13 protein-coding genes are annotated in these 13,419 nt (G+C 34.1%); 8 read left to right on the plus strand and 5 right to left on the minus strand.

The annotated features are described in order from the left end of the window. Window positions 1-24 precede the first annotated feature (24 nt). The 8 genes from hemH to nadD all read left to right on the plus strand — a co-directional run bounded on the left by hemH (window position 25) and on the right by nadD (window position 9,082). Window positions 25-1,062 carry a ferrochelatase gene (hemH, locus tag D1818_RS13860; protein WP_118459600.1) on the plus strand — a complete coding sequence of 346 codons (1,038 nt, stop codon included), beginning with the start codon at window positions 25-27 and terminating at the stop codon, window positions 1,060-1,062. After that, complete coding sequence (locus D1818_RS13865; RefSeq protein ID WP_118459601.1) at window positions 1,062-2,450, plus strand: MATE family efflux transporter; 1,389 nt, start codon at window positions 1,062-1,064, stop codon at window positions 2,448-2,450. The genes hemH and D1818_RS13865 overlap by 1 nt, the downstream gene beginning before the upstream one ends. Before the next feature lie 207 nt (window positions 2,451-2,657). Then, entirely contained in the window at window positions 2,658-5,723 is a 3,066-nt protein-coding gene (locus tag D1818_RS13870) for a glycosyl hydrolase (protein WP_233558565.1), read from the plus strand. Between the two features lie 3 nt (window positions 5,724-5,726). Then, a complete protein-coding gene (locus D1818_RS13875) occupies window positions 5,727-6,278 on the plus strand; it encodes a CopD family protein (RefSeq protein ID WP_118459603.1) in 552 nt (183 codons plus the stop codon). A 21-nt stretch (window positions 6,279-6,299) separates the two neighbouring features. After that, the gene (locus tag D1818_RS13880; RefSeq protein ID WP_158596949.1) at window positions 6,300-6,848 is read left to right on the plus strand and encodes a GNAT family N-acetyltransferase; all 549 of its coding nucleotides are present in this window, start codon (window positions 6,300-6,302) and stop codon (window positions 6,846-6,848) included. Between the two features lie 127 nt (window positions 6,849-6,975). Beyond that, window positions 6,976-7,836: a YicC/YloC family endoribonuclease gene (locus D1818_RS13885; RefSeq protein ID WP_118459605.1), complete on the plus strand. Its 861-nt coding sequence runs from the start codon at window positions 6,976-6,978 to the stop codon at window positions 7,834-7,836. Between the two features lie 78 nt (window positions 7,837-7,914). Continuing rightward, complete coding sequence (gene gmk, locus D1818_RS13890) at window positions 7,915-8,487, plus strand: guanylate kinase (protein ID WP_118459606.1); 573 nt, start codon at window positions 7,915-7,917, stop codon at window positions 8,485-8,487. A gap of 13 nt (window positions 8,488-8,500) precedes the next feature. Further along, window positions 8,501-9,082: a nicotinate (nicotinamide) nucleotide adenylyltransferase gene (gene nadD, locus D1818_RS13895; protein WP_118459607.1), complete on the plus strand. Its 582-nt coding sequence runs from the start codon at window positions 8,501-8,503 to the stop codon at window positions 9,080-9,082. A gap of 7 nt (window positions 9,083-9,089) precedes the next feature. On the opposite strand, the gene D1818_RS13900 is transcribed toward nadD, so the two are convergent. From D1818_RS13900 to D1818_RS13920, 5 genes are all read right to left on the minus strand, one after another. Continuing rightward, complete coding sequence (locus D1818_RS13900) at window positions 9,090-9,686, minus strand: RDD family protein (protein ID WP_118459608.1); 597 nt, start codon at window positions 9,684-9,686, stop codon at window positions 9,090-9,092. A gap of 190 nt (window positions 9,687-9,876) precedes the next feature. Beyond that, on the minus strand, window positions 9,877-10,818 hold the full coding sequence (locus D1818_RS13905; protein WP_118459609.1) for a hypothetical protein: 942 nt from the start codon (window positions 10,816-10,818) through the stop codon (window positions 9,877-9,879). A 61-nt stretch (window positions 10,819-10,879) separates the two neighbouring features. Continuing rightward, entirely contained in the window at window positions 10,880-11,659 is a 780-nt protein-coding gene (locus D1818_RS13910; protein ID WP_118459610.1) for an enoyl-CoA hydratase/isomerase family protein, read from the minus strand. A 16-nt stretch (window positions 11,660-11,675) separates the two neighbouring features. Continuing rightward, window positions 11,676-11,882, minus strand: a complete 207-nt coding sequence (locus D1818_RS13915) for a DUF4177 domain-containing protein (protein ID WP_118459611.1) — start codon at window positions 11,880-11,882, stop codon at window positions 11,676-11,678. Window positions 11,883-11,894: 12 nt separating this feature from the next. Beyond that, on the minus strand, window positions 11,895-13,355 hold the full coding sequence (locus tag D1818_RS13920; protein ID WP_118459612.1) for a PAS domain-containing sensor histidine kinase: 1,461 nt from the start codon (window positions 13,353-13,355) through the stop codon (window positions 11,895-11,897). Window positions 13,356-13,419: the final 64 nt, after the last annotated feature.

A 13,419-nucleotide genomic window follows, 5' to 3' on the forward strand; every position in this document is an offset into this window, starting at 1 on the left:
TTACCTCTAGAAAAAGAAAATTTTATGAGTAAAGGTGTACTTCTTGTCAACTTAGGTTCTCCCGATAGTACTGACCCAAAAGACGTAAAGAAATATCTCGGTGAATTTTTAATGGACCCCAGAGTTATTGATGTTCCGTTATGGGCAAGAACGTTGTTAGTAAAAGGAATTATTCTGAATACGAGGCCAAAAAAATCAGCTGCTGCCTACAAAAAAATATGGTGGGACGAAGGCTCTCCTCTAATTGTTCTTTCCGAAAGATTGCAGAAAAAGGTCTCAGAACGAACACCAATTCCGGTTGGCTTGGCAATGCGCTATGGTTCTATGAGTATCAAAAAAGGATTGCAAGAGCTTCATGAAAAAGGAGTTGATGAAGTTTTAATCATTCCATTATATCCGCAATTCGCAATGGCAACCACAGAAACCATTTTGGTACTTGCGGAAGAACTGAGAAAAGAACATTTTCCTCAAATGAAGTTAGCAGATATTCCAGCTTTTTATAATAAACCAGCGTACATCGAAGTACTATCCAAGAGTATTGCTGAGAAAATTAATGATCTAGATTACGAACATTTATTATTCTCATATCACGGTGTTCCAGAAAGACATATCAGGAAGAGCGATATTAGCAACGGAAACTGTAAAATGGATGGAAAGTGTTGTTTTAAAAAGGGATCAGTACAACATGAATTCTGTTATCGTCATCAATGTGAGATAACAACCGTACAAGTCGCTAAAAAATTAGGCCTAAAAAACGGCACGTATTCTACCTCGTTTCAATCTAGATTGGGATTTGATCCGTGGTTACAACCTTATACAGATAGAACTATCGAAAGAATGGGTAAAGAAGGTATTAAAAAAATGGCCATTGTCACTCCTGCCTTTGTATCTGATTGTCTGGAAACTCTAGAAGAAATAGCTATGGAAGGAGAAGAAATTTTTCACGAAGTTGGTGGAAAAGAATTCACAACAATTCCTTGTCTAAATGATCGAGATGATTGGGCTGATTTATTAGCAAATTGGGTAAACGAGTGGACAGAAGCTAAAACTCCTGTCCTATAATGGCAAAAGTAAGCTCTGAAGCTTTAGGAACGCAACCCATTGGTAAACTTCTAATCCAGCAGGCAGTTCCCGCATCCATTGGAATATTGGTCATGTCTTTGAATATGATTGTTGATACTGCCTTTTTAGGAAATTGGATAGGAGGACTCGCAATTTCTGCAGTGCAAGTAGTTCTTCCTTTTACCTTTTTTATTGGAGCCATCGGTTTAGCAATTGGTATTGGCGGTAGTTCTGTATTATCCAGAGCTTTGGGTTCTGGAGATCACGATAAAGCGTTACGGGTTTTTGGAAATCAAACAACACTTACTTTTTTAATTTCCGGTTCATTAGCACTGGCTGGATTAATTTTTCAAGATTTTTTTATTAGTTTTCTTGGAGCTGAAGATTCTTTTAAAGATTACGCTCTTATCTACTACAGAATCGTTCTTTACGGAATTGTTATGTTATCCATGTGTATGATGGGCAATAACGTTATCCGCGCAGAAGGTAAACCAAAATTCGCGATGGTAGCTATGATATTACCAGCTATTGGTAATATTTTTCTGGACTATCTCCTTATTAACGTAATGGGATATGGTATGGAAGGAGCTGCTTGGGCAACTTTTATTAGTTATGCGATTTGCTTTGGCTTTATTCTTTGGTTTTTTATTGCTAAAAGTGAACTACGATTGAATTTAGAATGTATAAAATTAAAAAAGAAAATCGTAAATGAAATAAGTGGCTTAAGCTTTGTCACTTTAGCCAGACAAGGCACCATAGCAGTACTTGGTATCCTTTTAAACAATGTCCTTGGTAATTACGGTGATGAACTAGATATTGCATCCTATGGAATCATAAGAACTGTACTCATGTTTGCTTTGTTTCCCGTGATTGGAGTTAATCAAGGATTTATGCCCATTGCCGGGTACAATTACGGTGCAGAAAAATTTCAAAGAGTACGAGAATCTATTAATACTTCTATTACCTATGGAGGAATACTAGCAATTTTGATATTTGTTATCATTATGGTATTTCCTCAAGAATTTATTTCGATTTTTGTAAGTACGAAAGAATCGCTAGATCCAGAAACGCTCGCTGATAATAAAGAAATTCTAAGACGAACTCCATCGGCACTAAGGTTAGTATTTCTGGCAACTCCAGTGATTATTGTACAACTCATAGGATCTGCTTATTTCCAATCCATAGGAAAAGTAATCCCTGCACTATTACTAAGTCTTACCAAACAAGGGTTCTTTTTGATTCCACTTATCTTAATACTACCTCCATTTCTTGGTGTTTTAGGGGTTTGGATTGCGTTTCCGATAGCAGATGTGCTCTCTACAATTCTTACTGGATATTACTTAAATAGAGAAGTGAGAAAAACTTTAGCGACATCTAAGACCGCTTAATTACTATCCTTAAAAACCAACCTGAAGAGAAAACAGAAATCAACTAAGGTTAAATTTACGTGAAAATGTTTCTCAATAGCCATTTATTCCAGATTTTAGTGGGCCATCAAATCTACTTACTATGAATTTTTATGATGTTAAGGCGTAAATTATAAACTCAACCAGATGTACTCAAAAATTTTAAAACTTACATTAATTGCCTTTCTTATGATCGGCAATTTCTCATCCTTAAACGCACAAACGTATAACGAGAAGTTATATGATGCATTAGAATATCGATTAGTTGGCCCTTTTAGAGGTGGTCGTAGTGCCGCAGTAACGGGAGTTCCTGGCAAACCAAATCTGTTTTATTTTGGTGCTACTGGTGGTGGAATATGGAAAACAACGGATGGTGGCCGTACCTGGGAAAACATTTCCGATGGATTTTTTGGTGGATCAGTTGGTTCTATTTCCGTTTCTAAAAGTGATCCAAATGTAATTTACGTTGGTGGCGGAGAAAAAACGCTTCGTGGTAATGTATCTTCTGGATACGGAGTTTGGAAAAGTGTTGACGCAGGAAAAACCTGGATCCAATCAGGTCTTCCAAATAGTAGGCATATACCAAGAATAGCAATACACCCAACCAATCCTGATATTGTATATACTGGTGTTTTAGGAAACATCTATAAGCCTACTCAAGATCGTGGGGTTTATAAAAGCATTGATGGCGGAAAAACTTGGAACAAAGTGTTATTTGCCAATCAGGATGCTGGAGCAGTTGATCTTACGCTAGACCCAAATAACCCAAGGATTTTATACGCATCTACCTGGAATGCCAGAAGAACGCCATATAGTTTAAGCTCTGGAGGTAATGGTTCTGCGTTATGGAAAAGTACAGATAGCGGAAAAACCTGGAAAGAAATTTCAAAGAATAAAGGATTCGCAAAAGATACATTAGGAATTATGGGAGTAACAGTTTCTCCTGTAAATAGTGAAAGAGTTTGGGCGATTGTAGAGAATAAAGAAAAAGGAGGTGTTTACAGAAGTGATGACGGTGGTGAAACCTGGAGCCAACTTAATAGTGATCGCAGCCTTCGTCAGCGTGCTTGGTATTACACCCGTATTTATGCTGATCCTAGTGATAAAGACGTGGTATATGTAGTAAATGTATCATATCATAAAAGTAAAGATGGTGGAAAAAACTTTAGTAGTTTCAGAGCACCGCATGGTGATCATCACGATCTTTGGATAGCCCCAGAGAATCCTAAACGTATGATTATGGGTGATGATGGTGGAGCACAAATCACCTATGATGGAGGAGAAACCTGGAGTACCTATCATAATCAACCTACTTCTCAATTTTATCGAGTGACCACAGATAATAATTTCCCTTATAGAATTTATGCTGCTCAACAAGATAATTCTACTATTAGAATCAATCATAGAAGTACCGGAAGATCTATCTCTGAAAAAGACTGGGAGTCTACAGCTGGTGGAGAATCAGCACACATTGCTATAGATCCAAAAGATAATGATATAGTATATGGAGGTAGTTATGATGGTTTTTTAACAAGAGTAAATCATAGGACAGAAACCGTAAGATCCATTAGTGTTTGGCCCGATAATCCAATGGGACATGGTGCAGAGGATATGAAATATCGTTTTCAATGGAATTTTCCTATCATGTTTTCTAAACACAATCCTAATAGACTTTATACCTTCTCTAATCAAGTTCACGTAACTGAAAATGAAGGTCAGAGCTGGGAAGTAATCAGCCCAGATCTAACCAGAAACGATCCCAGTAAACTTAAATCTTCTGGAGGTCCAATTACTCAAGACAATACTTCAGTAGAATATTACTGTACAATTTTTGCTGCTGCAGAAAGCCCTCTTAAAGAAGGCTTATTATGGACAGGAAGTGATGATGGATTAGTACATATAAGTCAAGATGGTGGAAAAAACTGGAGTAATGTAACTCCTAAAGGAATGCCAGAATGGATGATGATTAATAGTATAGAGCCTAGTAGTTTTAATGAAGGTACTTGCTATATTGCAGGAACTCGCTATAAATCTGGTGATTTTGCTCCATATTTATACAAAACCACTAATTATGGACAGTCTTGGACAAAAATCACTACAGGAATAGATAGTGAACATTTTACCAGAGTACTTCGTGCTGATCCAAAACGAAAAGGACTACTATATGCTGGTACCGAAACAGGAATGTATATTTCATTTGATGATGGATCTAATTGGAAACCATTTCAATTAAATCTTCCTATTGTCCCTATTACAGATCTAGCGATTAAAAACAACAATTTGATTGTTGCAACACAAGGAAGAAGCCTTTGGATCATTGATGATCTTACAGTATTACATCAACTTAAGAATAGTTACAAAACACAGGAAAACATCCTGTTTAAGCCAAAGGATACATACAGAATGAGGGGTGGTAGCATAAAAGGTTCTAAAACCGAAGGAACGAATCATCCAAGTGGAGTAATTACGTATTTCAATCTTAAAAACTTTGACAAGAAAAAAGATACTATTTCGCTTACTTATTTTAATACAAAAGGAGATACTATTAAATCGTTTAGCACCAGTGCAAAGGAGAAAAAAGATCAATTAGTTGATCTAAAAAAAGGAGCAAATCAGTTTAACTGGAACATGCGAGGAGATGGTGCTGAAAAATTGAAAGGAATGATTTTATGGTGGGCAAATCTTAATGGCCCAAAAGCTGTTCCAGGAACCTATAAAGTAAGCCTGAATGTAAATGGAACAACAATTTCGCAACCATTTACCATCTTAGTTGACCCCAGAGCAGAAGCTACTGCGCAACAAATGCAACAGCAATTTGATTTTATAACTAGTGTAAACAAAACAGTAGATAACGCCCATCAATCCATCAAAAAAATTAGAAAAATCAATGAGCAATTGAAGTCTTTCTCAGTACAGTATAAAGACGATGAGAAAACAAAAGATTTGGTGACAAAAGCTAAAGACCTACAGAAAAAGTTTGGTGAAATTGAAAAAGCATTATACCAAACAAAAAACCGTAGCGGTCAGGATCCTTTAAATTTCCCTATAAAATTGACAAATAAACTCGGACACTTAAACTCATTAGTAGGAATGGGAGATTTTGGACCTACAGCGCAAGATATTGCAGTAAAAAACGAATTGACTAAACAAATCGATGAGCAACTTACTGCTTTTGATAAATTAATTTCTGAGGAAATAAAAAGCTTTAATTCAGAATTCAATACCTTGCAACTTAATTATCTTTTTGTAGAGTAATACATGCAAGAATACTATAACTATATAAAAGCCCTGCACCTCATCTTTGTGATAACCTGGTTTGCGGGGCTCTTTTATATTCCGAGATTATTTATCTATCAGATCGAAGCTTTCCAGAAACCTTCTCCTGACAAAGAAATATTAGGTAATCAACTAAAATTAATGGCTAAACGTCTTTGGTATATTATTACCTGGCCTTCTGCCATTTTAGCAACAACCTTTGCTATTTGCTTACTAGTTTTAAGACCTGTCTTATTAGAATTGCCTTGGATGCACGTAAAATTGGGGTTCATTGTTTTACTTTTTATCTATCATTTAAAAAGTCACCAAATTTTCAAACAACTTCAGGTTGGTGTTGTAAAATGGACTTCTAATCAAATGAGGTTATGGAATGAAGGTGCTACTATAATACTATTTGCTGTTATATTTTTAGTAATTGTTCGCGATGCTGTTAATTGGATTTATGGAGTTATCGGGATTCTTTTGCTTGCTGTTCTGTTAATGCTGGGCATTAAATTTTATAAAAGAGTAAGAGATAAAAATCCAGATGCATAGTACAAATTTCGAATTTTAGAATTGAGCTTATTTCCAAAAACATATAAAACTAAAAATGATCAGTCTGTCACTATCCGACAAGCTGTATCTGATGATGCCGAAAAACTATTAAAGCTCAAACTAGCATATCTAAAAAATACCGAAAGTTTGCCTTTGTTCGTAAATGAATACCCAAACGATATTCATCAAGAAAGCGAGATGATCAAACGGTATCAATCAGAGAAAAACAGTATGATTTTAGTGGCCGTTTTCAAAGATGAGATTATCGGAAACATCGATCTTACCGGAAGTTGGAGAAAAAAGATGCAACATACTGCAGTTATTGGAATGGGAATTGACATGAAATGGCAAAATTTAGGTATTGGCACTTTATTACTTCAGAATATTATAGACTGGGCAGAAGAAAATCAAATTTTGAAATCGATCTGGCTAGAAGTATATGCAAATAATGTATCAGGAGTTGCTTTATATAGAAAGCTTGGATTCGAAAAATGCGGAATTCTTCCTAATTTCTTTCTGGAAAAAGGAGTATTCGTAGATAAAATTATTATGCATAAAGAAGTTGCTTAAAGTTAAAAACCTCCATTAAAAATAGGTTTTTAGTGCGTTTCACTTGATCCTTCTGTATTCATAATTCTGCATTCGTAATTAGTTTGTATCTTCGTGTAATTTTTTAATCGAGTACTGATATAAGCATATGATCAAATCCATGACAGGTTTTGGGAAGTCAATCCTTCAACTTCCTACCAAAAAAATTACTATTGAGGTAAAATCACTGAATAGCAAGAACCTAGACCTAAACGCAAGAATTCCCTCTCAATATCGCGAAAAGGAATTAGAAATGCGTAAGACCATTGCCAAAACCCTGGAAAGAGGTAAAGTAGACTTTGGTTTATATGTAGAAGTTACTGCAGAAGAAAATTCTACTAAAATCAATGAGGATATCGTAAAAGACTATATCAAGCAACTAGAAACCATCTACAATTCTGGAGATAAACTAGAAATGATGAAAATGGCCGTACGCATGCCAGATGCTTTAAAAACCGAACGAGCAGAAGTAGATAAAAAAGAGTTTGAAGCTATAAAAGGTGGTCTTCTGGAGGCTTTGGAGGCAATAGAAAACTATAGGCTTGATGAAGGAAAAGCTTTAGAAAAAGATTTCATAACTCGTATTAAGAATATTAGTGATTTGCTTACTAAAGTAATTGAAATCGATCCTGAACGTATTGAAGTAGTTCGCGAAAGATTACACAAAGCGGTTTCTGAATTAAAAGAGCAGGTAGATGAAAATCGTTTTGAACAAGAATTGGTATACTATCTGGAAAAATTTGATATTACTGAGGAAAAAGTAAGACTCGCTAATCACTTGGAATATTTTACAACCACTCTGAATTCTAAAGATTCTAATGGTAAAAAATTAGGATTCATCACACAAGAGATAGGTCGTGAGATAAATACTGTAGGTAGTAAATCTAATTATGCACCTATGCAACAACTAGTTGTACAAATGAAAGATGAATTAGAAAAGATCAAGGAACAGTTATTGAATATTTTATAAAAGTTAAAACACTTGATTAAAAATCAATATCAATAGATATAAATAATCCTTTACCCCTTTTTGGTAAAATTTATATAGATGAAACAAGGAAAACTTATAGTGCTGTCTGCACCATCAGGAAGTGGAAAAACTACATTAGTTAAATATTTATTACATAATGAGGAATTGAATTTAGATTTCTCAATATCCGCTGCTTCCAGAGAACCTCGAGGAGGAGAAATACACGGAAAGGATTATTATTTTCTTTCTCTAAGAGAATTTAAGGATAAGATCAAAGCAGATGAGTTTCTAGAATGGGAAGAAGTATATCGTGATAATTTTTATGGAACGCTGAAAACAGAAGTACAACGTATCTGGGATAAAGGCAAACATGTTATTTTTGATATCGACGTAGTTGGAGGACTAGATATTAAAAGAATTTATCCCGATAGAACACTTGCTATTTTTGTAAAACCACCTAGTATCGAAGAATTAAAAATCCGATTAAAGAAACGCAAAACTGAATCCGAAGATAAAATCAATATGAGAGTTGCTAAAGCCTCTACGGAGTTAGCAACTGCTCCGCAATTTGATGCTATCATAACTAATGATGATCTAGAAAAAGCAAAAGCGGAAGTCCTTCAGTTAGTAAAGAAATTTATTGTAGGATAATTCAATATATCTTATGAAGAAAATAGGTTTATATTTCGGAACATTTAATCCTATTCATATAGGGCATCTGGCAATCGCCAATCATATGGCAGAATATTCAGATTTAGATGAAATCTGGATGGTCGTAACTCCCCATAATCCTTTTAAAAAGAAAAGCTCTTTATTAGATAATACGCATCGCCTAGAAATGGTATATCGCGCTACAGAATCCTATTCTAAACTAAAACCAAGCGATATCGAGTTTAAACTACCGCAACCAAATTACACAGTAAATACATTAGTTCATCTACAAGAAAAACACCCTGATTATCAGTTTAATTTGATAATGGGTGAGGATAATTTAAAAAGTTTTCATAAATGGAAAAACTATGAGGCTATACTAGAAAATCATCATATTTATGTATATCCGCGGATTTCTGAAGGAGCTATGGATCATCAATTTAAGAATCATCATAAAATTCATCTGGTAGCTGCGCCAATTATGGAGATATCTTCTACTTTTATACGAAAAGCTATTCCTGAAGATAAAAACATCAGACCTTTGTTACCAAAAGAAGTATGGGAGTATATTGATGAAATGAATTTTTATAAATAACACATTTTTATTGAGTTTTGTCTTTTACAACCGTAGTTTTTGACAAAAAATCATGAATTCCATTTTTTACAAATAAGAATGAAAGTCTATCAAATGGAATCAGTCGGTAAAAGGTCCGAGCAATAATATCTCCATCTGTCGGTTTTTCTCCATTCATTTTTACAACTTTTGTTTTTGTAATGAACTTTCCTATAGTTTTTTGAAATTTGATTTCCATGATCGCATAGTAAGCGATAAATGTTCCGAAAATCAAAATGTAACCAATTAGTGATATCACCACTTGTTCCGTTGGTTGAATAAAAAATCCGATCAAAAAACTTATTATAAATGCTAAAACTAACCAAATCACAAAGTCAATAAGAAAATTTAAAAATCGAATTCCCGAACCAACAACATTTGAGTCAACTTCTTCTTTTTGTTTTTTTTCGACAATAGCTTTTTCCTTAATTTGTTCAAAGTCTGAAGTATCAATATTCCGTTTTTCAACTTCAGATTCAGCCGCTTTGATTGCAAAAGGATTATACTTTCCTCTATCTACTGTCAATATTTTTATCAATTCTTCGTCAGTCCGTTGGGACATAACTTCTTGAAATTCGTTTTCCATTCAGTTTTATTGATGCTAACGCCGAATACACGAACTGGAATAAGGCAAATATCTGTATACCAATTGATCCATCTGCGTATTTTTACTTCTTATTTAATTTATAAAAATCAAGTACAGGAGCAAAGAAGAAATGACTTTTCGATCCTGCACTAAATTTTACTCTGATTTCATATATGACATTAACGATAGCTTATTTTATTCTTACCGATTTTACTGTTTCAATATACTTGTTTTTCAAATCAATTTTATTAGTATATGCCGTTCCGATAAAGATCATTGACTTTTCACCATTACTTAATACAACCTGATAAACAATACCATTAGTTCCCTTATGAGTCATTTTAGAGTCTAGAACTAAAGCATCGTATACACCTATTTTCATTTCTTTTAATCGAGGAGATATCAATCCAATTCCTTTAGATTCATGTTTCCTAATTAGGTTTTCGGTATATGATTTTAATTCAGACTTATCCATTTTAGGTAAATCACCCAGAATAATTGAATTAGAAAACTCTTTTCCAGCATCTTCTTTTCCATTCTCCGAAAAAACAAACATATTTGTGGCTGATACCGAATGTTTGAATTGAGTAATTCCCTTATTGAAGGTAAAATTTGCAAGTTCTAATTCATCTAATTTAATATCTTTATCATAATATATGGATTTCAATATTTCAATTAATTCTAAGCGCCCTTTTTGATCGTGATATCCAGTTTGCGAATAAACAATTGTTGAGAAGTTTTCATCTCCAAATGATATAAGAAGAGCCTCTTTATTCGCTTCCAAGTTACCACCTTCTACAAATACTCCTGAAAAATTATTGAACTTTATATCACTTATAATATCATAAATACCGGATTCTTCTAATTTCATTTCTTTTCTACTTTGTATAAAAGATGTAGATGCTTCCATAAATTGAACATAATGATTTTCAGATTTTTGATATCTTTTTAATTCAGGGTAATATTTATAGTTATCCGGAATGATGGCAAAAAAACGAGTTCCTTTTACTCGTTTATGATTTTCATTTTTAGTAACGTGAACATCTTCTGCAAAAGGGTTTTTTCTTTTTGTTGCTTGAGCGCAGGAACTGAAAAATGCAATTAGAATTACATAAGTTATTTTTTTTATCATTTTTTTAATTATCTCTAACACACATATATTTCAACTTCATTTAACAGTAAAGTTTTAAATATTATTTCCCAGGGAAATCCGCTTTTCTCTTTTCTAAAAAGGCAGTAGTTCCTTCTTTAAAATCTTCAGTCCCGAAACAATTACCAAATTCTTTGATTTCTATTTTAAAACCATTAACACCATCTTCGTAAACCGCATTAACTGCATTAATAGCTGCGCCGATTGCAACAGACGAATTTCGCATAATCTTACTAGCCAGTTTTTCTGCTAACGGCAATAACTCTTCCTGAGAAACTACGTAATTCACCAATCCATAATTCAATGCTTGATTAGCATCAATCATTCCTGCTGTCATGATCATTTCCATAGCTCTACCTTTACCTACTAACTGCGGTAAACGTTGCGTACCTCCATAACCTGGAATTACACCTAGAGATACTTCTGGTAATCCCATTTTAGCATTATCACTAGCTACTCTAAAATGTGCTGCCATTGCTAACTCTAATCCTCCACCTAATGCAAAACCATTAACAGCAGCAATTACCGGTGTGGACAAATTAGCCACAAAATCAAAAAGTAGCTCCTGCCCTTTCGCAGCAAGCTGACCTCCTTGATCTACAGAAAAATTAGCGAATTCGCTAATATCAGCTCCCGCTACAAAAGCTTTCTCCCCGCTTCCGGTAACGATAATTACTTTTGTCTTAGCGTCTTTATCTGCTGTACTGAAAGCATTGTGAAGCTCCTCAATAGTTTCCTTATTAAGTGCATTTAATTTTGAAGGACGATTGATGGTAATAGTTGTTATACCACCATTATGAGATGTGAGAATATTACTATACATTTTCTATATTGTTTGTTTATTGTTTTAAATCTCTTTCGAAGTATAAATAGAAGTACATTCCTATACCAAAATCTTCTACATCAGTGGACACTAATTTCCATCCATCTTTAGCATAAAAATCCAGTTTTTCCTGAATATCTTTAGAGGAAGATTTTAAGATATGTTCTTTATCTAACGTTAGTTTTGAATAATAAATCAATGATTCTAATTTGTACTCTTTCATAGTTTCAAGTATTTACTGTTCTTTTGGAAATTTCACCTTAAAAACGGTTCCTTTTCCCTCCTGAGATGTAAAGGTAATACTTCCGCTATAGGTTTCCACAATATTTTTTACCATACCCAATCCTAATCCCATACCACTACTTTTTGTAGTAAATTTTGGTTCAAAAACCATTTTTTTATTTTCCTCAGTTATACCAATCCCATTATCTGCTACTGTAATAACCACATTTTCCATTTCTGTAAAAACATTTACCATGATTTTAGGCGTTTGATCTTCTGGGATAGCTTGTATTGCATTCTTAACAAGATTAGTCACTACCCTTATCAACTGTGTCCTATCAAACTTAGCAATAATCTTTTCCATTTCTGAAGGAAAAACAATATAATCTTCATTAAAGATATCGAGTGCCAACCCTACTATTTTAACTACATCTAATGTTTCACTTTTCTGTGCTGGCATCTGCGCAAAATTAGAAAACGCAGACGCAATGGAGCTCATAGTATCGATCTGCTGGATCAATGTGTCACTGTACTCTTTAACTTTTTGTTCGATATTAGGGTCATTGGGATCAAACTTCCGTTCGAAACTCTGAACCGTTAATCGCATCGGAGTTAGTGGATTTTTAATTTCATGCGCAACCTGTTTTGCCATTTCTCGCCAAGCCGCTTCGCGCTCACTTTTAGCCAGCATCGCAGCACTTTCTTCTAACTCATCGATCATGCTATTATATGCATTTACCAACGAATAAATCTCATCATTAGAATCTCCTATCCTGATTCTCTTATTACGTTTGTCTAAGCGAGTTTGATCTATAGTATCTGAGATTGTTTTAAGAGATCGTGTAATGTATTTTGATAAAAAATATGCTAATATTATAGCAATTAACAACATCAGCAAATATACTTGACCCAGCCTTTTTAAAGATTCCCATAATTCTCTGGAAAAGAAATTATCATCTTCCAGATATGGTAAGTTAAGTATTGCCAATGGTTTTGATTTATAATCTTTAATATAAGTGTATGACGATAAAAAGTGTTCACCGTTTTTCTCGGAAACTCCCAAGAACCTTTTTTCATATCCACTGCCTAAAGTATCAATAATACGTTGGCTTAATTGTTTATCAGTAGTATCATTCACAAAGGTTTCCTCCGATTTAACCAATAATTCTCCTGATAAGCTATAAATATTAACTGGTAATGTGTGTTCTTGAGAAATTTGAGATATTCTTTTTTTCTCTCTAAAAATTAAAGCGACATTCTCTTCAGTTACCGGATATGTAGTACTTCTTAATGCGTTATTAATGGCTATTTTAATTCGCTCTTCTTTCCTCTCTAATCGCTCACGATGATAGTCTTCTGCCTCCTCTTTGTATTGATACACTGTAATTGCAGCAACCAGTACAGAAGCTAACAAAACTAATACGGTCATGGAAATAAAAATCCTCGTTCTAAGGGAGAGTTTGGTAAGCTTCATAGTATTCTTTGAAACGTAAATATAGCAAATATCACACCAAAATAGCTTTTAAAAGAAACCTTGG

This window comes from Aquimarina sp. BL5 (genome assembly GCF_003443675.1).
Lineage (GTDB): Bacteria > Bacteroidota > Bacteroidia > Flavobacteriales > Flavobacteriaceae > Aquimarina.